Here is a 23,298-nt window from a genome sequence, read left to right on the forward strand (position 1 = left end):
GTCACCGGTCGGGCTCAAGCGGTGTGTGGTGGTGGTGCCAGCGCGGTGCTGTGACGTGAGCGCGGGTCTGGCGCGTGGGCGCGGGTCTCCGGAGGGGCGCGCTCGCGGGTGTGGGGTGCGCTCGGGCCGGGAGGTGCACGCTCGCGCCGAGTGGGGCGCGCTCACTCCAGCGCACCGCGCTGGCGAGGTCGGGATCGTGGTCAGCGCGGTGCGCTGGGGCCGAGCGCGGGTCTGGCGCGTGGGCGCGGGTCTCCGGAGGGGCACGCTCGCGCGGGTGGGCCGCGCCCACGCCGGGTCGGGTGCATTCGCGTCAGCGCACCGCGCTGGCACGAACCGGGTGGGGGAGGTGTCAGCGTGCGGTCGCCCGCGCACCGTCGCGGAGGGCCGGAGGGACGGCCTCGCCGCGTCGCTCGTCGCTGTAGACCATGAGTGTCGAGCCGATGAGCGCCAGCACGATCGCGATGGTGCCGAAGATGCTCGGCAGGGTCTGGTAGACGACGAGCGAGACGAGGATGGTGAGCACCGGCGCGAGCGCGTTGGTCGTCGGCGCCACGACGGACGCCTTCCCGCGGCTGAGCGCCATCACGAGGAACAGCGCCCCGACCGCGTTCAACAACTGCGTGCCCGCCGTCAGCACCGGTGCCTGCCACGGTGCGTCGAGCGGGAGCCCGCCCATCGCGATGATCGCGAACGGCGTGAGGATGAGGCCGCTGATCGCCATCCACGAGAAGGTCGTCGCATCGTTCACCCCGATGGTCGCGGCCTTGCGCATGAAGAACGCCTGGACGCCCCAGGCGATGCTCACGAGGATCGCGATGATCAGCCACGGCCCTGACGCACCCTCGGCGGACCCGCTCGACACACTGAAGAGCACGATCGCCGCGAGTGCCGCGACGAGCCCGACGACCGCGATCGCGTTCAGCCGCTCCCGCAGCAGGATGACGGCCATGATGACGGTGATCGCGGGGGAGATCGAGATGATCGGGAAGATCAGGTAGGCCGGGCCGGTCGACAGGGCGTTGAACAGCAGCAGCTGCCCGCCGGCGCCGGTGAGTCCGATCAGCAGTCCGTAGACGGCAGCTCGTGGTCGACGGTCGAAGGTCTGGCCGCGCAGCGCGAACACGGCGGGGATGATCATCACGACCGCCCAGATGACGTAGACCATCTCGTCCGGGTAGCCGTACAGCGTGATGGGGAGCGAGGAGAACGCTCCCCAGACACCCCAGAACAGCACCAACAGTCCGGCGTACAACATCCAACTCTGGGTCTTCTTCACGATGGTCTTCCTTGACTGCTGATTCGGGCAGGAGTGTGCACCTCGACGGTCGTCGAGGTGATGGTGATGGCGTCCGCGGATGCGGGCGGGGTCGAGCGTCAGCGGGAACCCAGGCGGTCCAGGGCCGTCTCGGCCAGTGGCGAGCCGTGCTGCTTCGCCGCGTACAGGGCGGCGCCCACCGCGGGACCGAACATCGGGACGCGGAGTTCGTACGCCGGCGGCAGCGTGTGCAGCGCCTGCTCGAAGCCGACTCGGATCGCGTCCGCCGTGAACATGCCACCGGAGTAGGACACCGGGACGACCTCGTCGTCCAGGAAGCCGAGCGCGACGCGGGTCGCCTCTACGATCTCGACCAGCTCCCCACTCGCCTCCCGCAGGATGGTCGCCGACGCCTCGTCACCGTGGCCGGCGGCGTCGACGACCGTCTTGGAGAGGTCGGCGATCAGCGCACGCTGCCCCTTCCACTCGTTGACCACGACGTCGATCACGTCGAGATCGCTCGTGATCCCGACCCGCGCCTTCATGAGGTCGTAGAGCGGCCCGCGCGCCAGGCGGCCGTCGCTCATCCGCGTGAAGGCGTTCAAGCCCCGGGCGGCGATCCAGTACGCCGAGCCCTCGTCGCCGAACAGCTCGCTCCAGCCGCCGACCCGGTGCCCGCGGCCACGGCGCTCGCCGTAGGTCATCGACCCGGTCCCGCTGATGACGTTGATGCCGTCGACGGCGCCGAGCGATCCGGCCCAGCCGCACACCATGTCGTTGTCGCACGAGTACCGTTCGTGGCCGAGCACCTCGCCGGGGATCGCGTTCAGGCGGTCGAGGTCGGAACTGACCTCGCCGTATCCCGGCAGACCGAGGAACGCCTGATCGATGTCGGACGCCTCGGCCCCCGCCCGCGACGTGACCGCCGCCACACCCTCGGTGAGGATCCGACCGACGAGCTCGATGCCGTCGTCGAAGTAGTAGCAGCTGGCCGTCTGTGCTTCGGCGACGACGTGTCCGCCGTCGTCGAGGAGCACGAACGCGGTCTTGGAGCCGCCGCCGTCCACACCGAGGAACAGTGACACGCCTACCGCTCCTCGGGTGCGGTGCCCGCTGCGCCGGAGGTCACCGGGTGGATCCGCACGCCCTGCACGACGCGGTTCACCGTGCCGCTCGGGAACGGGTTGTCCGGGGTCGCGCCGAGCTGGAGCGAGTACGACAGGCCGAGCAGCTGCGCGACGAGCACGTAGCCGATCGCGAGCTGCGCGTCGTCCAGGCCGGCGAGCTCGGGCAGCACCCAGTCGTACGCCGTGGCGCCGTCGACCGGCTCGGAGGAGATCGCGATCACGCGCTCCGGCGACAGCGTCGCGCGCAGTTCGGTGACGATGTCGAGGTCGTACCGCCGCGTGTACGGATCGGACGACAGGTAGACGACGACGAGCGTGCTGTCGTCGACGACCGCCTTCGGTCCGTGACGGAACCCGAGCGCCGAGTCGTAGTAGGTGACGATCCGTCCGGCGGTCAGCTCGAGGAGCTTGAGCGCCGACTCGCGGGCCAGCCCGGTGAGCGGGCCGCTGCCGATGTAGACGACGCGTTCGCACCCTTCGTTGGCGAGCGCGCGGATGTCCACCTCGCGCTGGTCGAGGATCGTCGTCGCTCCGGCCGCGAGCGCCTGCACCGCGGCGTCGTCCGCGCCGCCGAGGATGAGGAGGACCGAGAGCAGCATCGAGCTGAAGCTCGACGTCATCGCGAAGCCCTCGTCGTTCGACCGCAGGGGCATGAGGACGGTGAGCGACGAGGCGCGGTCGTGGTGGCGTCGGTACAGCTCGCCGGTCTCGTCGCACGTGATCACCAGGTGGTGCACCTCGGCGAGCGACCGGTCGGCGAGTTCCGTCGCGGCCACGCTCTCCGGGCTGTTGCCGGAGCGCGCGAACGACACGAGGAGCAGCGGGACGTCCTCGGCGAACGACTCCTGCGGGTTGGAGACGATGTCGGTGGTCGCGACCGCGTCGATCCGGCGGCGGAGCGTCCGGGTCAGGGCCGGTGCCGCGATCTCGCCGATGAAGGCCGAGGTCCCCGCCCCGGTCAGGACGATGCGCAGCTCGGGCCGGGCCAGGAGCGGTGCGAGGAACGCGTCGATCTCCTCGCGCCGGGCGGCGATCCCCGTCGACGCCTCGAGCCAGACGTCGGGCTGCTGGGTGATCTCGCGGACGGTGGCTTCCGAACCGACGATGGTGGTGATGGACACGGGTTGCTCCTGGGGTGGGTCGAGGTGACGAGGGGGAGTTGCGAGGTATCGATGTTGGTTGAGCGTTCGACGCGCGCGCGGCGATGGACGTGATCCTGCCACGCCGGGATCGGTGCCTACCCCTTGAGGCCTGAGAAGGTCATGGTCGCCACGAACTGCTTCTGGGCGAAGAGGAAGAACACGATCAGCGGGAGCGTGGCGACGACGTTGCCGGCCATGAGGAGCGCCCAGTCGGTGCGGCGCGCGCCCTGGAAGTTCGTGATGCCGAGCTGCAGCGTGAAGGCCTGGTCGTTGTTGATCGCGATGAGCGGCCAGACGAGGTCGTTCCACGAGCCCAGCAGGGTGAAGATCGCGAGCGTCGCCAGCGCGGGCTTCGCGAGCGGCAGGATCACCCGGAAGAACACCTGGAGTCGGGTGCAGCCGTCGATGAGCGCGGCCTCTTCGAGCTCCGCCGGCAGCGACAGGAAGAACTGCCGCATGAGGAAGATGCCGAACGCGGACGCCAGCCACGGCACGATCGCCGCCCCGAGGCTGTCGATGAGCCCGATCCGGGAGAACAGGATGTAGGTAGGGATCATGAGCAGCTGCGTCGGGATCATGATCGTCGCGACGATCATGAGGAAGCCCATCGTCTTCCCGCGGAACTTCAGGCGCGCGAACCCGTAGCCGGCGAGCGAGCAGAGCACGAGGTGGGACAGGACGGCGACCGTCGACACGATGACGGTGTTGCCGAGCCAGAGCAGGATGTTCGACTCGGAGAAGAGCTTCGCGAACCCGTCGAAGGTGATGTGCGACGGGAGGATGCGAGGCGGGTAGGTGTTGATCTCCGACTCCGGCGTCACCGAGGTGATGAACATCTGCACGAACGGGATGGCGAAGATGATCGCGATCGGCGCGAGCACGAAGTGCCAGGGGCTGAAGCGTCGACGCGTGCGTCGTTCGGCGGGCGGAGCGGTCTCGGACGACTTGCCGGTGGCGGCGTCACCGCGTGGCGGGGTGGTCAGGACGGTCATCAGAATGCCTCCACGTTGGAACGGCGGGAGTACAGGACGACACCGATCGTGGCGATGAGTGTCACCACGAACAGCCCGTAGGCGACCGCGGAGCCGTACCCGAACTGCAACTGCTTGAACGCCGCGTCCCAGAGGTAGAACACGATCGTCTGGGTGGCGCCGAGCGGGCCGCCCCTGGTGGTGGTGTACACGAGGTCGAACAGCTGGATCGCCTGGATGAACTGCCAGATGGCGACGAACACGGTGACCGGCCCGAGCTGCGGGAAGGTGATGCGCCAGAAGGACTGCCACGCGTTCGCACCGTCGATCCGCGCGGCCTCGAGCAGTTCGGAGGGGATGTCCTGCAGCGCCGCGAGGTAGATGACGGTCGTGAAGGCTGCCTGCCCCCAGAGCGACATGATCGTGATGACGACCATCGCCTGCCCCTGGTCTTCGAGCCAGCCCTGCGCCGGGAGTCCGAGGAACCGGAACACGGTGTTGAGGAGCCCGAACTGCGGGTTGAAGAGGTACGTCGTGAGGATGCCGGTCGCGGCCGCGGAGGCGACGAAGGGGACGAAGATCGCCGTGCGGTAGACGCCGATGAAGCGGATCCGGCGGTTGAGCGCGACGGCGAGGAAGAGTCCGAGCCCGAGCGAGGCGGGGACGAACAGCAGCGTGTAGACGACCGTGTGGATGACGGCCGCCTGCAGCTCGTCGTTGCCGATCATGCTGGCGTAGTTGTCCAGCCCGACCTGCTCCGGCTCGCTGAAGCCGTCCCACTTCTGGAGCGACAGGAAGAACGCCCAGATCGCGGGGAAGATCGACAGGCCCAGCACGATGACCATGGCCGGGGCGACGAATCCCCACCCGGTGAGGCTGTCGCGGAGTCGGTTCTTGGCTCGCCGGGGCGGAGCCGGGAGGCGTTCGGGTCGCTCCGGCTCCGTCCTGGGGGTCGTGTCGCGTCCGGCGACCGTGGACATCAGTCCTCCGCCAGAGCGTCGTCGGCGGTCTTCGCGGCGTCCTCGAGTGCTTGCTTCGGATCGCCCTGGCCCTGCAGCACCGAGGAGATCGCCTTGCCGATGGCCTCCGACAGCCCGACGTAGCCGGGCACCGTCGGGCGGGCCTGCTTGGCGTTGACGCCGTTCTCGGCCATCACGTCGAGGCCGGGCAGCTGAGCCACCTGCGCCTGGAACTCGGGGGTGTCGATCTCGCTCGAGCGCAGCGGGAGGTTGCCGTAGGCGACGTTCCACTTGAGGTCCTGCTCCGAGTCGGTGAGCCACTTCGTGAACTCGTACGCCCAGTACTCGCGGTTCTTGTCCTTGTGGTCGAACAGCGCCCAGACGTCGGGGCCGGAGACGGTCTGGTGGTCGCCGTCGGTGCCTGGGAGGACGGTGACGCCGTACTTCGTGCCCTTCGTCTGCAGCGTCGACAGCTGCCACGGACCGGAGGTGATCATGCCGATGCGGTCGCTGGCGAAGAGGTCGCCGAACTTCGTGTCGGTCTGGTCGAGGTAGACGCTCTTGTCGTCGACCGCCATGTCGCGGAGGAAGGTCAGTGCGTCGACGCCCGCATCCGAGGCGAACTCGGCCGTCTTGGCGTCGTCGGAGATGATCGACCCGCCGTTCTGCCAGAGGTGCGGCCAGAACTGCCAGGTCGTCTCCTCGCTGCCGGAGACCGAGTACGCGTAGCCGTAGGTGTTCGTCGCCGGGTCGGTGAGCTGCTTCGACGCCTCGCGGAAGTCGTCCCAGGTCCAGTCGGCCGTGGGGTAGTCGACGCCGGCCGCATCGAACACAGTCGTGTTGTAGAGGAGGGAGATGTTGTCGACCACGGCGGGGAAGCCGATCGTCTTCTCGCCGGTCGGCTGCACCGTCTTACGGGCCGCCTCGGAGAACTCGTCCCACTTCACGTCGGGCTCGGCCACCTGGTCGGTGATGTCGAGGGTGCGGCCGGACGCTTCGAGTCGGCTCGCCCAGGAGCCGAAGGCGTACGAGACGTCGGGGTAGTTGCCGCCCGCGAAGCTCGCGGAGAGCTTCTGCAGGAGGTCCTCCGTGGACGGCGCGCCCGAGGACACGTCGATGGTCACGTTGGGGTGCAGCTTCTCGAAGTCGTCGACGAGACCGGTGAGGATCTGCTGTGCGGCGTCGGCCTGCCCGGTCCAGAAGGTGAGCTTCACCTTCGCGTCCTTGTCGAGCGTGGTGGCGCCGGAGGATCCGCCGGCGCACCCGGAGAGCGCGAGCGCTCCGGCGGCGAGGACGGCGGTCGCGGTGATGAGGCGACGTGCCCGGCGGGCGTGCGGTGAGGTGGAAGCGTGGATCGTGGAACGGGGTGGGAACATCGGTGGTCGTCTCCTGTGTCGATCGTTCGGGAAGGATTCGGTTCGGCGGTGCTTCGGGTCGGTCAGATGCGGTCGGCGGGGATGATCTCCCGCAGAGGCTCCGGCAGCAGCTCGCCGTGCGCGGCGACGAGGTCGTTGCACAGCTCCCAGATCTGCTCGGGCGTGAGGGTGGACGAGGCGTTCGGGTCCATGAGGACCGCCTGCCGGATGAGTGTCGGGTTGCCGGTGCGGGCCGCCTCGATCGTGAGTTCCGCGACGGAGACGTACGGGCGGTTGAGCGCGGCGCACTGCACAGGCAGGGCGCCCATGGGCTGCGGGGCGATGCCGTTCCCGTCGACCTGGACGGGGACCTCGACGACAGCGCCCTGCGGCAGGTTGTCGATGAGGCCGCGGTTGACGACGTTCCCGTGGATGAGTCGCGGGGTGTCGGTCACGAGCGAGTGGATGAGCTGCGGGGCGTACTCGCTCGCCCCATCCTCGAGCGTCAACGGGGTCCCGGCGGCGAGGGCGGCCTTCGTCGCCTCGAACTCCGCGACGTTCTCCTCGCTGATGCCGAGGTACTCGAGCGGCTGGAGGCGGAAGCGCTCCACCTGCTCGGGGGAGCGGAGGAACCACGACAGGTACTCGGAGGAGTGCTCGCTCGTCTCGGTCGGGTAGTAGCCGATGCGGCGGAACATCTCGACGCGCACGCGGCGGCTGAGCTCCGGGTCCTCGCGGATGCGGTCGCGCAGGGCCGGGTAGAGGTCGCGGCCCTCGTGGGTCCACTCGAGCAACCACGACTGGTGGTTGACGCCGGCGGCTCGGTAGCTGGTGCCCTCGATCGGCACGCCGACGAGCTCGCAGAGGTCGTTCACCGTCCAGAACACGCTGTGGCAGAGGCCGATCGCGCTGATGTCGGGGGCGACGACCGACGCCCACCAGATGTTCATCGCCATCGGGTTGGTGTAGTTCAGGAGGTGGGCGTCGGGGCAGATCTCCCGCATGTCGGCGGTCAGGGCCGAGAGCAGCGGGAAGGTGCGGAGGGCGCGGAAGACGCCGCCGACGCCGGTGGTGTCGCCGATGGTCTGCAGGAGACCGCGGGCCGCCGGGATCTCGAGGTCGGAGACGGTCGCGCGGATGCCGCCGACCTGGACCATGTTGATCACGAAGTCCGCGCCGGCGAGGGCGCGACGACGGTCGGACTCCGCCGTGATCGTCGCCCGGCCGTCGAGACGCTCGTCGACGTGGCGGGCGGTGCCCTCGGCCACCGCGAGGCGTTCGGGGTCGATGTCGTGCAGGACGATCTCGAGGCCGGCGAGGTCGCGGTAGCGGAGGAGGTCGGCGATGAGTTGGCGGGTGAAGACGACGCTGCCCGCCCCGATGAAAGTCACTCGTGTCATGGAGTGATCATCGACTACAGTGATCGAACCGAGCAAGAACTTGATCGGAAATCGATTGAAATGATCACTTTCGCTGAGCAGAGCTGTCGGCGACGAGGGAAGGGTTCGCCGTGGGAGGACCGACCGCAGCCGAGCTCTCGCGACACGCTCCGTCCGGGAAACGCAGTCAGCGGATGCGCGCCATCCTCGCGCTCCTCGCGGCGGAGGACGCCGTCGTCTCGATCGACGACCTCACGACCCGGCTCGACGTGTCGGCCCCGACGATCCGTCGCGACCTCGCCGATCTCGACGACCTGGGCCTCGTCCTCCGGACGCACGGTGGCGCCCGGGCGGTGGAGTCGCGCGACGAGGTGCCCGTGCGGTTCCGCGACACGCAGTTCCGTGAGGCCAAGCGTCGGATCGCCTTGCGCGCGGCGGAGATGATCCCCGCGGGACCATACGCGATCGCCCTAAGTGGTGGCACCACCACGGCGGCGGTCGCCAAGGAGTTGAGCAACCGGGCGGAACTGACGATCGTGACGAACTCACTCACCACGGCGACCGAGATCGCCTCCCGGCCGAACCTGCAGGTGATCATGACGGGAGGCCTGGTGCGCTCCTCGTCGTTCGAGGCGGTGGGGGCGCTCGCCGAGAACACCTTCAGTGCGATCAACGTGGGTACCGCGATCCTCGGGACCGACGGCATCAGTGCGCAGGGCGGTGCGACGACGCACGACGAGCGTGAGGCGCGGACGAACCTGGCGATGGTGCGGCACGCGCAGCGGGTCATCGTGGTCGCCGACGGATCGAAGGTCGGGCGGGTCACGCTCGCACGCATGGCCGAGTTGGGGCAGATTCACGACCTCGTGACCGATTCCTCCGCCGACCCTGATGAGCTCGAGCGCCTGGCGGCCGCGGACATCGCCGTGCACGTCGTCGCCCTCTGACCGCTCCTCCTTCCTCTGCTGCGGCTTGGGCCAGCGCGGTGCGCTGACGTGAGCGCGGGTCTCCGACGTGAGCGCTGGTCTCCGGAGGGGCGCGCTCGCGGTTGTGGGGTGCGCCCGCGCCGAGTGGCGCACACTCGCGTCAGCGCACCGCGCCGGACCTCAACCCCACAGATGTCGCGGGCACGGACGGCATTGTTCTAGTACCATTGTAAACATGTTGTTCCGCGTCGATCCCACCTCCGCGGCCTCACTCGCCGAGCAGATCGCGGTGCAGGTGCGCTCCGGCATCGCGACGGGCGCGCTGGCACCGGGGGAGCGCCTCCCGCCTGCCCGCGACCTCGCCCGCGCACTGCAGATCAACATGCACACGGTCCTCCGCGCCTACGGAGAGCTCCGCGACGACGGACTCATCGGGATGCGACAGGGCCGCGGCGCGTGGGTGAACGAGGACGCAGCACCGGGCCTCGTCCGGGTCAATGAACTCGTCGCCCAGCTCGTCACCGAGGCACGCAAGTTCGGGATCACCCCGACGGACCTCAGCCGGATGATCGAACGCACCTGACCATCCCCGACGCCAACCGCACGACCACGTCGGCCGTCACCACCGACGATCGGACCACCTCAGCAGCTCAGGGGGAGCACATGCACGACACCACCACCACACCGCCACCGGCAGCACCTGCGCGCGGACGGATCCTGCTCGCCGGCGTCGCCATGGCCGTCCCGGCGATCGCGATCGCACTCACCCGGCTCGTCTGGGGCGATGCGATCCCCGTCGACGTCGCCTCGCACTGGTCGGGCACCGGGGCACCGGACGACTCCCTACCCGCCGCGGGGGTCTTCCTCGTGACGCTGATCATCGCGTCCGTCGCCGCGATCGCAGCCATCATCCTGCTCGCCCTGCCGAAGCCGGACATGCGCACCAAACGCATGATCGTCCTCTTCATCGGCATCGCCGCCGGGTCGGCCGCGTCCGTGTGGATCATCCCCACGTGGCTCACCGTGCAGGCGGGATCGGTCGACGGCGCGGTCCTCGGCTGGTGGGTCGTCCCGCTCGCCGCGTGCTCGCTCTGGGGCGTGATCCCCGCCGTGATCCTGCCGGCTCAGCCGCTGCTCGCCGGTGCAGCTGCACGACCGGCGCCGATGGACCTCGGCGAGACCGAGGTCGGTGCCTGGAGCCGGAGTGTCACAGCCCTACTGTTCCTCTGGCTCAGCCTCGCCCTCGTCGCGATCGGCGCCGTCGCCTACACGCCGATCCTGCTGGGCGGCGAGTCGGGTGTCGCGATGTTCGGTCTGTCGATCCTCGCCGTCGCGACCCTCCTCTGCGCCTCCTTCATCCGCCTCCGCGTGAGCGTGGACTGGCGCGGCCTCCGCGTCGTCTCGCTCTTCGGCATCCCGATGAAGCGCATCCCCCTCGACCAGGTAGACGTCGTCGAGGCCACCGACATCCGCCCGATGGACTGGGGCGGCTGGGGCTACCGGATCATGCCCGGCCGCTCGGCCGTCGTGCTGCGCTCCGGCCCCGGACTCGTCGTCACGAGCACCTCTGGCAAGCAGTTCGCGATCACGATCGACGACCCCGAGGAACCCGCCGCGCTCCTGCAGGCACTCGCCGCCCGCGCCGGCTCGCGCGTCTGACGTTGCACCGCGTGACGAACCGGACGTCGAACCTGTCCTGACGCCGTACGGTGAATCCATGAGCGAAGCACCCCTGGCCACGGAGCCGTCCACGACCGCGCTGCCCTCGACCACGATCGGCGCGGGCGACACCACCACGGAGGTCGGCGCCATCGGGTACGGCGCGATGTCCATCGCCGGTACCTACGGGGCGATCGCCGACGCCGATGTCACCGCCATCCTCGACGCCACCCTGGCGAGCGGCGTGAACCTCATCGACACCGCCAACGTCTACGGCGACGGCCGGAGCGAGGAACTCCTCGGCCGGTACCTGGCCGGGCGCCGCGACGACGTCTTCCTCGCGTCAAAGGTGGGCATCGTCACCGGCGGCGGCATCGGCAAACGAGGGATCCGCGGCGACCGTGCACACCTCCACGAGCAGATCGACGGGACGCTCACCCGCCTCGGCACCGACCACCTCGACCTCTACTACCAGCACCGCGTCGACCCCGACATCCCGATCGAGGAGACCGTGGGGGCGCTCGCGGAACTGGTCGCCGCCGGCAAAGTCCTCCGCATCGGTCTGTCCGAAGCGACGGGCGACGAACTCCGCCGCGCGCACGCCGTGCACCCGATCGCCGCGATCCAGTCCGAGTGGAGCATCGTCAGCCGCGACATCGAGACCTACGTGGTCCCGACGGCGGCGGAGCTCGGCGTCACGGTCGTCGCGTTCTCGCCGCTGTCGCGCGGGCTGTTCACCGAGGACTTCACGGCCGAGACGGTGCCGCTCGGTGGGACGCGAGCGAACTTCCCGCGCTTCCAGCCCGAGCACCTCGCAGCGAACCTCGAACTGGCGGCCCGATTCCGCACCCTCGCCCACCGCATCGGGACGACCGCCGAGGCGCTCGCGCTCGCCTGGGTGCACGACCGAGGACAGCAGCTCGGTGCACGGGTCGTCTCGATCCCCGGCACCCGGAGCGTCGCGCACCTGCACGCGAACCTCGAGGCGTTCCAGGTGGAGCTGACGGACGAGATCCGAGCCGAGATCGACACCCACGCCGACCAGGTGAGCGGTCCGCGGGCCGCCGACCCGAACTGGGTGTCGGGCGGTCGCGAGGGGCTCATCTGATCGGGACCGAGCTCGAGCACGGTTCCGATCACGCGGTCAGCAGCCGATGGCTGGTTTGCCGGGGCGGCAGGGTTCGTCGACGCCGACGGTGGAGTTGCGGACGATCTGCACCGCGTGGGGTTCGTCGGTCGGGATCGACAGGGTTCCGACGACGGGGAGCCAGCCGCTGTCACCGATGCGGTACTCGGCGGCGTACTCGACCTCCGCGGTGATCGTCTTCGTCCCAACCGTCGTGTAGCGGTGGCTGGTCGGGGTCTTGGAGAACTCGGCGAGCCCGAGGGCGGCCCACGAGGATCCACCGGTCCGGGTGGTGGTCGTGTCGCCGTCGCCGTCGCCGTAGTCGAAGGTGAAGGCGACGGGGATGAAGTTCACCTCTGCGACCTGGCCGAGGAGCGTGCCGGTGCGAGTGTGTCCGGAGGCACCTGCGATGACGTTGGTGTGGAGCCCGCGGACACCCCAGGCGGCGGGTTCGGTGGTGACGGTGGGTGCGGCGGGGGCGAAGCTGGCGACGTCGCGGATCGTGACCGGGGCTGCGGGTGCTGCTCCGAGTTCGGTGCCGAGGTCGCCGGGGGTGAAGGTGTAGCACTCGTCCGGCCGCATGAGGCTGCAGACCGTCCGCTCACCGTTGGGCCCATCGGTCACACCGGGCGGAAGCTCGGCGGAGCCGCCTCCTTCGTAGTCGCCTCCGCCTGTTCCGCCGCCGGAACCGCCGCCTCCACCCGAACCGGGTTGCTCGATGCTGCCCCCGATGTCGACCGAGCCACTGCCGACACAAGCTCCTTCCAGCTGACCCTCTGAACCGCATGAGGTGGCGAACGCGGCGCTTGCGGGTGCGAGCGTTATCGCGACGAGCAGGGCCGTCGCGGTAGCCAACGCGCATCTCAAATTTCGCATGACTCTCCTTCGGCGTCTACGTCGTGTTCGAGAAGGACGAAGTCGGACTGCCCCGTGCCACCCACACCTACGTCGTAAGCCCAAGTGCGGGTCCGCGGGCGGTCAGGGCGTACCGTCGAGTTGCCCGCAGCGTCAAGAACATCGACAGAGCTGAGATCGATGCAAGACTTCGCCTTCGCAATGACACCGAGGGAGTCTGGAGTGGAGTACCACTCTGAGATGCGGGTCGAGACGAGTGTCGGTGCACCCACAAGTGTCTTTCCCGCAGTAGCGAGTTCGATGAGGCTGCCGTGCTCGAACTCGGCCAACTGGTCTCCGACGATGACGTCGATTCGATCAACGTCGACACCCCCTTCGACGAGGATCGTGTTCGAGATCCGCATGAACTCCTGATAGGTCTCCGTCACCGCAGCCAGTGCCTGTTCCTCGTTCTCGAAGACCGGCGGAGTGCTGCTCGGAGGGGGAGCCGGTTCGACTTCCGTGCACGCGGTGAGCGCGAGGAGTCCCACCGCCAGTGCGAGTGTGGAGAAGGTTCGAGGTGAGGAGATCGTTGACATCCCTCGACGCTACGGGCGGTCGAAGAGGCCGCTCGGGTTATCCACAGTGCAGATATGCCTACACCGACATATGTCGCGCATGAGGCCGTTGTGCCAGCGCGATGCGCTGGCGTGAGCGCACCCCAGGGGACGTGAGCGCGGGTCTCCGGAGGGGCGCGCTCACGTCAGGGACCCGCGCTCGCGTCAGCGCACCGCGCTGGCGTAAGACCCAGGCCCAGGCCCAGGCCCAGGCCCAGGCCCAGGCCCGGGCCCAGGGTCAGGAGCGGCCGAGCCACCAGGCAGGGGAAGCCGCGATGACGGTGCGGGCCGCGGCGTCGATGTCGTCGAGGTCGCCGGATCGCAACCACTCCTCGATCGCCGCGACCGTGCCGGCGCCGGCGTAGGCCACGAGCATGCGCACGTGTCGCTCCGGCGTGATGCCGTCCTCGCGAGGTGGGGCGATGTGCGGGTGTCGGTCGAGGTGGTGCGCGAGCGCCTGCTCGATCCGCTCGGTGAGCGCGTCGCGCAGGGGTCCGATGAGCCGGGGGTGCATCGAGTTCCGGTAGATCGTCGCGTGCTCGGCCACGTGGCGCAGGAGGTCACGCTCGGACTCGTCGAAGACGCTCAGCGTCGAGTCGCTGCGCGCCGGAAGATCGGCGTGCGCACGGAGCGTCTCGTCCAGTTCCTCACCGAGCACGTCGGCGAGCAGGTGGACCGGTGTCGCGGCGTGGCGATAGAAGGTGTCGCGCGTGATCCCAGCCACCCGGGACACCTCCGCCACGGTCACCTGATCAATGCGCTTCGCCGCCGCGAGGGTGTGGATCGCGTCGCGGAGGGCACTGCGCGTTCGTGCCTGACGGGGGTCCATGCGTTCACTCTAGTGAGACTCGACCGGGCGGCTCGTGCCCCAAGTTGCACCACGGCTCGAAGAGTGCAATACTGCACTTCGTGATGCAGAGTGCAACTTCGACGAATCGACTGTCCGACCGGATGGCCGCCACTGCCGCGCGCCTGACGACCGTGTCGCGTCGACTCACGGCCGCCCAGGGACTCAACGGCTTCACGATCGAAGAACTCTGCGAGGAGGTCGGCGTCTCGCGCCGCACCTTCTTCAACTACTTCCCGAGCAAGGAGGACGCCGTCCTCGGCGTCGACGAGACCGAGGAGACCGAGCGGTTCGCCACCGAGTTCCTCGCGCTCGGCTCGCGGGGGTGGCGCGCCGTGCTCGACGACTTCATGCTCATCGCGGCCGGCCACGCGGAGCGATCCGGATTCGGCCTGGCCGAGCACGTCGACTTCCACGCCGCCCTCGAGCGCGAACCGAAGCTGCTGGTCCGGTTCATGGGCCTCAACCGTGAGCGCGAGCAACTGCTCGTCGAGCTCATCGCCGTGCGGGAAGGCGTCCCGGCAGACGACCCGCGTGCCCGCGCCTGCGCCGACCTCTTCGGGATGGCGATCAAGACGACGATGGCGCGCGTCTTCGGCAGCGGCGTCGCCGACCTCGGCCAGGGCGGCGAGTTCGACATCGTCGGCTCCATCCGCGAATGCCTCGCGACGTATCGCACCATCCTCGAGCCCGCCGACCCCGAATCCGCCGACGCCGGACCCACCGCCGCCGCGCCCCAGAACCCCCACACGAACCCCACTCCCCGAAAGGACCTCCCGTGACCGCCGCCACCGCCGCACCCACCGAGGGCCCGATGCTGCTCACCAAGCGCCGCATCTGGATCATCTTCGCCGCCCTCATCGCGGGCATGCTGCTCTCCAGCCTCGACCAGACGATCGTCTCCACCGCCATGCCGACGATCGTCGGGCAGCTGGGTGGCGTCGATCACCAGGTCTGGCTCACCACCGCCTACCTCCTGGCGACCACGATCGTCATGCCCGTCTATGGCAAGTTCGGTGACGTCCTCGGCCGTCGTCGCCTCTTCCTCGTCGCGATCGCCCTGTTCACGATCGCCTCCGTCGGCTGTGCGTTCGCGGGTGACTTCACGCAGCTCATCGTCTGGCGTGCCGTCCAGGGCCTCGGTGGCGGTGGCCTCATGATCCTGTCGCAGGCGATCATCGCCGACATCGTGCCCGCCTCCGAGCGCGGCAAGTACCTCGGGCCGCTCGGCGCCGTGTTCGGTCTCTCCGCCGTCGCTGGCCCGCTCCTCGGTGGCTTCTTCGTCGACCACCTCACCTGGCAGTGGGCGTTCTACATCAACATCCCGGTCGGCATCGCGGCCTTCGCGATCGCGTTCTTCACGCTGAAGCTGCCGAACAAGAAGGCGACCGCGCCGATCGACCTCCTCGGCGTCATCTTCCTCTCGGCGTTCACCACCTGCCTCATCTTCTTCACCGACTTCGGTGGCGACGCCGCGCACGGGTGGGGTGCCATCGAGACCTGGATGTTCGGCATCGGCATGCTGCTCGCCGCGCTGCTCTTCGTCATCACCGAGGCACGCGCCAAGGACCCGATCATCCCGCTGTCGCTCTTCAAGAACCCGACGTTCATCAACGCGACCGCGATCGGCCTCACGCTCGGCCTCGGCATGTTCTCAGCCATCGGCTTCGTGCCGACCTTCCTCCAGATGTCGTCCGGCACCTCGGCAGCCGCATCGGGTCTCCTCATGATCCCGATGATGGTCGGCCTCATCGGTACCTCGATCGTCTCGGGCAACCTGATCACGAGGACCGGTCGCTACCGGATGTTCCCGGTCATCGGCACGCTCGTCACCGCCGCCTCCATGGTCGCGTTCACGACGCTCACGGCGGACACCCCGATCTGGCTGATCTGCGTCTTCCTGTTCTTCTTCGGCGCCGGTCTCGGCCTGATCATGCAGGTCGTCGTGCTCGTCGCCCAGAACTCGGTGGACGCGTCGATGGTCGGAACCGCGACCAGCACGAACAACTACTTCCGCGAGGTCGGTGCGTCGCTCGGTGTCGCCGTGTTCGGCACGATCTTCACCACGCGGCTCACCGCCAACCTCAAGGACGTCTTTGCGAGTTCGGGAGCCAGCGCTGGGGACGCCTCCAACGCGGCGGCGACGATCGACCCGCAGACGCTCAGCCAGCTTCCGCCGGGCATCCGCGACGGTGTCGTGACCGCCTACGCCGACGCTCTCGCCCCGGTGTTCTGGTACCTGCTGCCGTTCATCGGCGCGGCCTTCCTGCTGTCGTTGTTCCTCAAGCAGATCCCGCTGTCCGACGTCGCCGGGCTCGTCGCCCGTGGTGAGGCCGTCGGTGGGGACGAAGCGGAGTCACTCGAGGCTGCAGCGCGCGGCAAGGTGCCGGCTTCGACCGCCGGGGCGCCCTCCTTCGACCGGGCCTCGACCGACGATGGTGAGCTGGCGGACGCCGATCGCGAGCAGTCACCGCGGTAGGGTTCGCCGCTGCCTGACGCCGGCCCTGGGAGACACCGTCCCGGGGCCGGCGTCGTCATGCTGCGGGTCGGTTGGAACTATCTGACATGTGACTGATAGATGCGTATGCTGGAGGTGCTCGCCAGAGCCGGCGAGCAGAATGGAGCCGCATCATGTCGAATGAATCCATCCAGGGTCGGTTCGCCGGCAAGGTCGCGATCGTCACCGGGGGCGTGTCCGGCATCGGGGCGAAGATCACCGAACGGCTGGTCGCCGAGGGCGCCTCGGTCGTCGTCGCGGACATCAACGCCGAGCTGATCGCGAGCGCCGCCGAGACTTTCGGCGATCGCGTGTGGGGTCGGCGCACCGACGTGACCGACGAGGCGGACTTCTCCGCGTTGGTCGCCGAGACCGTCGAACGCTTCGGCACGCTCGACACGCTCTTCAACGTCGCCGGTGGATCACGTGCCGGGACGATCACCGACATCTCCTTCGAGGACTGGGACTTCACGGTCCGGCTGAACCTCTACAGCGCCTTCAACGGCACACGGCTCGCCGCCCGTCAGTTCCTCGCGGAGGGCAAGGCCGGGTCGATCGTCAACATCGCTTCGCTCAACTCGCTCGTCCCCATGCACTTCGGTGTCGGTTACACGGCGTCGAAGGCCGGCGCGGTCATGTTGACCAAGCAGGCGGCCCTCGAGCTCGGTGAGCACGGCATTCGCGTGAACGCCGTGTCGCCAGGTCTCGTCGCGACGCCGTTGACGAAGTCGTTGACGGACATCCCCGGTGTGCAGGCCGCGTACGACGAGCGCATCCCGCTCCGTCGTGCCGCTGCGCCGGAGGAGATCGCCGCAGCCGCCCTGTTCCTCGCGAGCGACGACGCGTCGTACATCTCGGGCGACAACCTCGTGGTCGACGGCGCCTGGCAGACCACGGGGTACCCGGACCTGCGACCGTTCATGAGCTGATCAGGTGGGGCCGACGGCTAGCCCTTCGGGGAGACGACCTTGATGCGGGAGTGACCCGAGGGGCCGCCGGTCGACTCGATGTAGGTCTTGAACGCCTCGAGCGTCCCACGGACGACCCGTCCGGCGAGCCCGAGCGCCGCAGCGGTCCGCTCCACCGCGGACACCGGCTTCCAGTGCACCGTGACGTCCACGCGGGTCTGCTGCTTGTCGATCGCGTCGAAGGTGGCGTCGCCACTGAACCAGACGTCGCCCTCGATGGTGCGCCAGACCAAGCGCTCCTCGGGGAGCTGCTCCAGGATCTCGACGAGGAACTGCCGCGAGAGTTTGCTGATCGCGACGGTCCAGCGACTGTAGACCTCGCCGGTCGTCGTCACCTCGCGCACCGCCGGGAGGAACTCCGGGTACGACTCGAAGTCGACCCACTGCTTGTAGACGGCGGCGATGGGCAGGTCGACGACGATGCTGTGCTGCACGGTCGAGACCCCGTCCTCTGCCGTGCGGGTGCGCTTGGGCTGCTCCTCGCCCTCCTGGCCGGGCTTCGTCTCGTCGTCCTCTTCGGCTGCTCCGTCGCCGCGCCGGGTCAGGCGGGCCATCCAGTCGTTCAGAGGACCGGACCGTCGTTGTCGGTCGTGCTCCGTCGGGTGACGCGTTCGCCACTGTTCGGGTCGACGGCCGAGCGGGTGGTCGACGAGACCTGGCGGTGACGCAGCATGAGGATCAGCGAGATGAGGAACACGACGGCGCCGGCCGCCATGAGGATGTACCCGATCATCGTGAGGTCGACAGCGGGCACGTCGACGTTGATGGCGAAGGCCAGGATGGCGCCGATGACCACCAGTGCGATTCCAGTTCCGATACCCATGACGGACTCCACTTCTCTCGGCCTTCGCGGTCCCGAGCGGCAGGCTCGAGCAGTGCAGGTCCCGCGACCGACTCAACCCAGTATCGGGGTGATCGCCGCCTGGCAGACGGGGGTTGTGGCGGCGGAAGGCGGGGGAGTATGGGCGGAGGCGTCATGTTGGCTCGGGGCCTCATCCGGCGTCGAGCAGGAGTTCCGGGCATTCGCCGCCGGGGACGGTTGCCAACTCGAAGTGCCAGATCTCGTTCGCGTAGGTCTGGCAGAGGCCGTAGTCGGCGCCGTGCTCGATGAGCCAGTAGTCGGCGTCCGTCGCACCGATGTCGACTGCCGCCCCGCGCGTGTGCGAGGAGCCGTCGGGCGTCGCGACGTACTGCCGGGCGGCCGCCTCACTGCCGTACTGGAGGATCGCCTCGTCGAGCAGGTGCTGCTGGTACGCCGTGCTCCGCCAGCCGGAGCTCACGTACAGTGCGATGTCGTCCTGCGCCGCTGCGTCGGTCGCCTGCTGGACGGCCTCCAGGAGGTCCGCATCGAGGTTCGCGATGGCCGGGAGATCGGTGTCGTAGGCCGAGTACCGGTTCTCGTCCAGCACGCCGTCGTCGGTTCCGAACGCGCCGTCCGTCGTGGTCGTGGTTCCGGCACCCGCGTCTCCCGACGGGCGCTCGGCCAGCGCGGTGATCCCGCGGGTGATGGTCGGCGCGACGCCCGTGCACGCGACCAGGGCGATCGCGGCGGTGAGGGCGACGGCCGTGGCGGCGAGGATGACGACGGCTCGGTTGGAGCCTCTGCGGGCGACGGTGCTCCGTCGGCCCGGGTGCCGGTGCGGCTGCTGCTGCTGGTGCTGGATGTCGTGCTGCATGGTTCCTCCTCGGTCGGTCGTCGGTGTTCGGCACGCGACGACCAGGCCCCCAGTCCAGCTCGACGACGGTTGCGCGGGCGTCGGCCGATCACCAGACGGTTCCGAAACACGGTGCCGCCTACGATCGACACGACGCCCATCGCGGGCGCCGGTGTGACGCCATCGACGCGTCATCCGTCCCGAACACCGGAGGTCCCATGCGTGTCCTGATCGCTGAGGACGAGCAGTACCTCGCCGAGAGCATCCTCGAGGGTCTGCAGCACGAGGGGCTCGCCGCCGATCTCGTGTTCGACGGCGACACCGCGCTCGAGCGGCTCGCCGTCAACGCCTACGACGTCGTGGTGCTCGACCGCGACCTCCCTGGCACGCACGGCGACGACGTCTGCCGCTGGATCATCGCCCAGGAGCTGCCCTGCCGGGTGCTCATGCTCACCGCTGCCGCCGACCTCGACGACAAGGAGAGCGGCTTCGAGATCGGCGCCGACGACTACCTGACGAAGCCGTTCGAGCTACGCGAGCTCGTCCTCCGGCTCCGGTCGTTGGCGCGTCGACCCAAGGCGTCGCTCCCGCCCGTCCTCGAGTACGCCGGTGTGCGGCTCGACCCGTTCCGCCGCGAGGTGTACCGCAACGGCCGGTACGTGCGTCTGGCGAAGAAGCAATTCGCGGTGCTGGAGATCCTGCTCGCGGCCAAGGGTGGCGTCGTGAGTGCCGAGGAGCTGCTCGAGCGCGCCTGGGATGAGCACGCCGACCCGTTCACGAACGCCGTGCGGGTGACGATGTCGACGCTCCGGAAAGTGCTCGGCGAGCCGTGGATCATCCACACCGTGCCGGCCGTCGGCTACCGGGTCCTCCCGCCAGGTGAGACTCCCGCTGAGACGAGCGGCGCGGACGCCGACGACGAGGACGACGAGGACGACGAGGTGGGCGCATGACCGCCGCTCCGGCCGTCGGTGACAACGCCCGGCCGACGTGGATGACCGCTCGCGTCAAACTCACCGCGACCTACGCGGCCTTCACCGTCGTGACGGGACTCATCGCGCTCATCGTCATCAACGTCATCATCTGGCGGTTCCCCAGCTATCCGCTCGCGCCCGCCGAGGACAGTCGACAGATCTACGCCATCTCCCGCGGCGAGATCCGCGACTCGCTCATCAACTACTCGATGCTCGCGCTCATCGCGATGGCCGTGATCGGTACCGGCGTCGGCTGGATCGTCGCTGGACGGGTTCTGCGGCCGTTGCGCGATCTCAACGCGGCTGTGCGTGCGGCAGCGGAGGGCTCGCTCGACCACCGCATCGCGATGACGGGTCGCCGCGACGAGTTCCGCGAGCTCGCCGATCGCTTCGACGACATGCTCGCACGCCTCGAGCAGTCGTTCCTGACACAGAAGCGGTTCGCGGCCAACGCCTCGCACGAACTGCGGACGCCGCTTGCGACGATGAAGATGCTCATCGAGGTCGCCCAGGCCGACCCGGAGGGCCGCGACGTCGGCCGCGCGTTGCGGCGGCTGCACGAGACGAACGAGCGGGGGATCGCGATCGTCGAGGCGCTCCTGCAACTGAACCAGCTCGATCGCCGACCGCTCGTGACCTCGCCCGTCGACCTCGCGTCGGTGGCTCGCGACGCGTCGCAGCTCATCTCGTCGGAGGCCGCCGACGCCGGGGTCACGATCTCGTCGACCCTCCGGAGCGCATCCGTGCGAGGCAACCGCGTGCTCCTCCAGCAGTTGTTGACGAACCTGCTGTCGAACGCCGTGCGATACAACAGCGGTGCGGACGGTTGGGTCTCGGTGTGGGTCGGACCCGACCCGCAATCGCCGGGACGCGCCGTCGTCGTGGTCAGCAACTCGGGACCGCTGCTCGACGAGGCTGAGGTGGCGCGGTTCGTGGAGCCGTTCGACCGGCGGGACGCCCGGATGGCGCGGGCTGCCGGGCGCGACCGGGGGAACGGTCTCGGGCTGACCCTGGGTGCGCGCATCGTGGAGCTGCACGGTGGGGCACTGCGGCTCGCGCCGTTGCCGGCGGGTGGACTCGAGGTGACGGTGCTGCTGCCGGCTCACGACGCCGACCCGGCCGGAGCCTGACCGCGGAACGACAGGACACGGAACGACGGAACGGCCGACCGATCACAGGATCGGTCGGCCGTTCCGGCTGGTGCGGAGGTCACTGCACGGCGCAGGCCCTGGCCTCATCGAACAGGTCCTCCGGCAGGTCCCACACCCCGTTCGCATCCGGGTCCGGGACGTCGAACCCCTGGTCACGCAAGCACTGGGCGCGGAGCCGGAGCTCGTCGGAGATCTCGGCCTTGCTGGGCTGGTCGGGGTTCGCTGGCGGCGGGCCGAGTTCGTCGGCGCAGGCATCGTAGGCCGTGTTCATCGCCTCGCTGCCGTCGATGGTGATCGCGGTACCGGGTTCCGGGTCCTCGACGTCGAACCCCTGGTCGCGCAGGCAGCCCGCGAGGGAGATCGTGTAGTTGTCGAACGCCTCGGCGTAGGAGTCGGCGGTCGACGGCGATCCACCGCCCGACGGTGCTTCCGCGGATCCGGAGCAGGCGGTGAGCCCCAGCATGAGGGCGAGGACGGGGACGGCGAAGCCGATGGCTGTGGGTCGGCGCATGGATGGACCTTTCTGACAGGTGACCGGTGTCGGTCACCCAGCCATCCCATCAACCGGCCTGTTCCGTCCTCGTCTCCCGATCACCAGACGTTCCCAACATCCCGCCCCTGCCCGCGAACTGTCACCAACCGCTAGTCGGGGCGGCCCGGACTGGCAGCAAGTGACAGTTCGCGGGCAGGGGCGGGTCAGTTCATGCGTGAGACGATCCAGACGATCAGCGTTCCGACGACGAACGCGACGGGGATCCACCTCCCGGATCGTCGCAACCTGCGGCCGGATGAAGCGACGCCCGGCGGCGGGGTGAGCAGTCCGATCGCGGGAGAGGCGGTCTGAGCGCCGGGTGCGAGCGGGTGCTCCGGAGCTCCGGACGTCTGTGGCTGCAAGCGGTCGTCCCGCCACCGAGCCCACTGGTCCAACTTCGTCATCAGCGCGTCGACGATGCTGAACAGCCAGGCCCAGGTGTCGGGATCGAGGGTCGACACCTCCCGTTTCGTGTAGAGGAACAGCCAGTCGTCGATGATCTCGACGTCGAGCTCGGCGGCGTGGTCGATGAACCTCGCCATGATGTCCGGCGTGAACAGGTAGAGCGCGTCGCGTTCGTAGCCTTCGGGGCAGTAGAGCGTGAAGTGCCGGTCGAAGTCGCCCTCCAGGGAGAGTCGCTGGGCCCGTTGGAACGCTGCCGGGAGGTTCGAGCCGAACCCGTTGTTGCCGATCGCATCGAGCACGATGTTCGGCAGGGGGACGTCGAGCTTCACCGCGACGTATCCCCAGTGGTGGGTCGTCGAACTCTTCCCGTGACGGACCGTGTACCGGTAGTTGCCGAACTCCACGGCGCGGGGACGACCACCCCGCAGCACGTCGGTCGACTGCCGCGACGATCCGATCCCGAAGATCATGCCGGGGAACGGAGGGTAGCTGAGGTCTGCGGTGAAGGTCATCCCGTTGGCCGCGGCGAATTGGGAGAGGCGGAAGCGCTTGATGCGTCTCGTACGCCAGGAGAGGACTGCGAACACCGCGACGGCGGCGGCCGCGAGGAGCCCGATCCCGAGCAGCGGCGTCGGGCCGGAGCCGCCTTGTGAGGGCGAGGGCAGCGTTCCCAACAGGACGAACCCGGCGACGGTGACCACGACGATCGCCGCGAGCAGGCCGATGAACAGCCGGGCGGACGGCGCGCGATGGTACGAGGGCGCCTTCGCCATGGCGTCACGGTCGATGGGGTCGATGAGCGCTCGGGTGTCGATCGTGCCGTCCATCCCCTCACGCTACCTGCCCGCGAACTGTCACCAACGGCTCGTCCGAGCGGCCCGGACTAGCGGCAAGTGACAGTTCGCGGGCAGGGGGAGGG

24 protein-coding genes are annotated in these 23,298 nt (G+C 69.0%); 9 read left to right on the top strand and 15 right to left on the bottom strand.

The window, feature by feature from the left end:
- Window positions 1-349: 349 nt before the first annotated feature.
- The 7 genes from ITJ66_RS14270 to ITJ66_RS14300 all read right to left on the bottom strand — a co-directional run bounded on the left by ITJ66_RS14270 (window position 350) and on the right by ITJ66_RS14300 (window position 8,209).
- Entirely contained in the window at window positions 350-1,276 is a 927-nt protein-coding gene (locus ITJ66_RS14270) for a DMT family transporter (protein WP_370582665.1), read from the bottom strand.
- A gap of 98 nt (window positions 1,277-1,374) precedes the next feature.
- The gene (locus ITJ66_RS14275) at window positions 1,375-2,340 is read right to left on the bottom strand and encodes a BadF/BadG/BcrA/BcrD ATPase family protein (protein ID WP_370582666.1); all 966 of its coding nucleotides are present in this window, start codon (window positions 2,338-2,340) and stop codon (window positions 1,375-1,377) included.
- A 2-nt stretch (window positions 2,341-2,342) separates the two neighbouring features.
- Window positions 2,343-3,503, bottom strand: coding sequence for an SIS domain-containing protein (locus ITJ66_RS14280; protein ID WP_194645053.1), 1,161 nt, complete (start codon window positions 3,501-3,503; stop codon window positions 2,343-2,345).
- A gap of 116 nt (window positions 3,504-3,619) precedes the next feature.
- A complete protein-coding gene (locus ITJ66_RS14285; protein WP_194645054.1) occupies window positions 3,620-4,516 on the bottom strand; it encodes a carbohydrate ABC transporter permease in 897 nt (298 codons plus the stop codon).
- Window positions 4,516-5,475, bottom strand: coding sequence for a carbohydrate ABC transporter permease (locus tag ITJ66_RS14290; protein ID WP_194645055.1), 960 nt, complete (start codon window positions 5,473-5,475; stop codon window positions 4,516-4,518). The genes ITJ66_RS14285 and ITJ66_RS14290 overlap by 1 nt, the downstream gene beginning before the upstream one ends.
- Window positions 5,475-6,830 (bottom strand): ABC transporter substrate-binding protein, encoded by a 1,356-nt coding sequence (locus ITJ66_RS14295; protein ID WP_194645056.1) that lies wholly within the window; start codon window positions 6,828-6,830, stop codon window positions 5,475-5,477. Before ITJ66_RS14295 ends, ITJ66_RS14290 begins: the two co-directional genes overlap by 1 nt.
- Before the next feature lie 62 nt (window positions 6,831-6,892).
- Window positions 6,893-8,209, bottom strand: coding sequence for an alpha-glucosidase/alpha-galactosidase (locus tag ITJ66_RS14300; RefSeq protein ID WP_194645057.1), 1,317 nt, complete (start codon window positions 8,207-8,209; stop codon window positions 6,893-6,895).
- Window positions 8,210-8,319: 110 nt separating this feature from the next.
- Between ITJ66_RS14300 and ITJ66_RS14305 the strand changes: the two genes are divergently transcribed.
- The 4 genes from ITJ66_RS14305 (at window position 8,320) to ITJ66_RS14320 (ending at window position 11,881) form a co-directional block, all read left to right on the top strand.
- On the top strand, window positions 8,320-9,135 hold the full coding sequence (locus ITJ66_RS14305) for a DeoR/GlpR family DNA-binding transcription regulator (protein ID WP_370582667.1): 816 nt from the start codon (window positions 8,320-8,322) through the stop codon (window positions 9,133-9,135).
- Between the two features lie 214 nt (window positions 9,136-9,349).
- A complete protein-coding gene (locus ITJ66_RS14310) occupies window positions 9,350-9,697 on the top strand; it encodes a GntR family transcriptional regulator (protein WP_194645058.1) in 348 nt (115 codons plus the stop codon).
- A gap of 80 nt (window positions 9,698-9,777) precedes the next feature.
- A complete protein-coding gene (locus ITJ66_RS14315) occupies window positions 9,778-10,773 on the top strand; it encodes a hypothetical protein (RefSeq protein ID WP_194645059.1) in 996 nt (331 codons plus the stop codon).
- 58 nt (window positions 10,774-10,831) lie between these two features.
- On the top strand, window positions 10,832-11,881 hold the full coding sequence (locus tag ITJ66_RS14320) for an aldo/keto reductase (protein ID WP_194645060.1): 1,050 nt from the start codon (window positions 10,832-10,834) through the stop codon (window positions 11,879-11,881).
- 36 nt (window positions 11,882-11,917) lie between these two features.
- On the opposite strand, the gene ITJ66_RS14325 is transcribed toward ITJ66_RS14320, so the two are convergent.
- The 3 genes from ITJ66_RS14325 to ITJ66_RS14335 form a co-directional block, all read right to left on the bottom strand.
- Window positions 11,918-12,523: a hypothetical protein gene (locus ITJ66_RS14325; RefSeq protein WP_194645061.1), complete on the bottom strand. Its 606-nt coding sequence runs from the start codon at window positions 12,521-12,523 to the stop codon at window positions 11,918-11,920.
- Between the two features lie 239 nt (window positions 12,524-12,762).
- Window positions 12,763-13,332 carry a hypothetical protein gene (locus ITJ66_RS14330; RefSeq protein ID WP_191941864.1) on the bottom strand — a complete coding sequence of 190 codons (570 nt, stop codon included), beginning with the start codon at window positions 13,330-13,332 and terminating at the stop codon, window positions 12,763-12,765.
- A gap of 256 nt (window positions 13,333-13,588) precedes the next feature.
- Entirely contained in the window at window positions 13,589-14,179 is a 591-nt protein-coding gene (locus ITJ66_RS14335; protein ID WP_194645062.1) for a TetR/AcrR family transcriptional regulator, read from the bottom strand.
- A gap of 83 nt (window positions 14,180-14,262) precedes the next feature.
- On the opposite strand from ITJ66_RS14335, the gene ITJ66_RS14340 reads away from it, so the two are divergent.
- From ITJ66_RS14340 to ITJ66_RS14350, 3 genes are all read left to right on the top strand, one after another.
- Window positions 14,263-14,979, top strand: coding sequence for a TetR/AcrR family transcriptional regulator (locus ITJ66_RS14340; RefSeq protein WP_228501931.1), 717 nt, complete (start codon window positions 14,263-14,265; stop codon window positions 14,977-14,979).
- A gap of 32 nt (window positions 14,980-15,011) precedes the next feature.
- A complete protein-coding gene (locus ITJ66_RS14345) occupies window positions 15,012-16,676 on the top strand; it encodes an MDR family MFS transporter (RefSeq protein ID WP_194645701.1) in 1,665 nt (554 codons plus the stop codon).
- Between the two features lie 152 nt (window positions 16,677-16,828).
- Window positions 16,829-17,623 (top strand): SDR family NAD(P)-dependent oxidoreductase, encoded by a 795-nt coding sequence (locus tag ITJ66_RS14350; protein WP_194645064.1) that lies wholly within the window; start codon window positions 16,829-16,831, stop codon window positions 17,621-17,623.
- A gap of 17 nt (window positions 17,624-17,640) precedes the next feature.
- Here the strand turns inward: ITJ66_RS14350 and ITJ66_RS14355 are convergent, their stop codons facing one another.
- From ITJ66_RS14355 to ITJ66_RS14365, 3 genes are all read right to left on the bottom strand, one after another.
- Window positions 17,641-18,216: an SRPBCC family protein gene (locus ITJ66_RS14355; RefSeq protein ID WP_194645065.1), complete on the bottom strand. Its 576-nt coding sequence runs from the start codon at window positions 18,214-18,216 to the stop codon at window positions 17,641-17,643.
- 8 nt (window positions 18,217-18,224) lie between these two features.
- Window positions 18,225-18,485, bottom strand: coding sequence for a DUF6458 family protein (locus ITJ66_RS14360; protein ID WP_085513906.1), 261 nt, complete (start codon window positions 18,483-18,485; stop codon window positions 18,225-18,227).
- Between the two features lie 169 nt (window positions 18,486-18,654).
- The gene (locus tag ITJ66_RS14365) at window positions 18,655-19,338 is read right to left on the bottom strand and encodes a M15 family metallopeptidase (protein ID WP_194645066.1); all 684 of its coding nucleotides are present in this window, start codon (window positions 19,336-19,338) and stop codon (window positions 18,655-18,657) included.
- Window positions 19,339-19,535: 197 nt separating this feature from the next.
- Between ITJ66_RS14365 and ITJ66_RS14370 the strand changes: the two genes are divergently transcribed.
- Together ITJ66_RS14370 and ITJ66_RS14375 are read left to right on the top strand one after the other, a co-directional pair.
- A complete protein-coding gene (locus ITJ66_RS14370; protein ID WP_194645067.1) occupies window positions 19,536-20,270 on the top strand; it encodes a response regulator transcription factor in 735 nt (244 codons plus the stop codon).
- On the top strand, window positions 20,267-21,421 hold the full coding sequence (locus tag ITJ66_RS14375; RefSeq protein WP_228501932.1) for a HAMP domain-containing sensor histidine kinase: 1,155 nt from the start codon (window positions 20,267-20,269) through the stop codon (window positions 21,419-21,421). Before ITJ66_RS14370 ends, ITJ66_RS14375 begins: the two co-directional genes overlap by 4 nt.
- A 79-nt stretch (window positions 21,422-21,500) precedes the next feature.
- Here ITJ66_RS14375 and ITJ66_RS14380 read toward each other — a convergent pair whose 3' ends face one another.
- Both ITJ66_RS14380 and ITJ66_RS14385 read right to left on the bottom strand, forming a co-directional pair.
- A complete protein-coding gene (locus ITJ66_RS14380) occupies window positions 21,501-21,953 on the bottom strand; it encodes a hypothetical protein (RefSeq protein WP_194645068.1) in 453 nt (150 codons plus the stop codon).
- A 185-nt stretch (window positions 21,954-22,138) separates the two neighbouring features.
- Entirely contained in the window at window positions 22,139-23,206 is a 1,068-nt protein-coding gene (locus ITJ66_RS14385) for a hypothetical protein (RefSeq protein WP_194645069.1), read from the bottom strand.
- Between the last annotated feature and the right edge of the window lie 92 nt (window positions 23,207-23,298).

The sequence above is a fragment of the Plantibacter sp. VKM Ac-2885 genome, assembly GCF_015351205.1.
In the GTDB taxonomy this organism is placed as follows: domain Bacteria; phylum Actinomycetota; class Actinomycetes; order Actinomycetales; family Microbacteriaceae; genus Plantibacter; species Plantibacter auratus.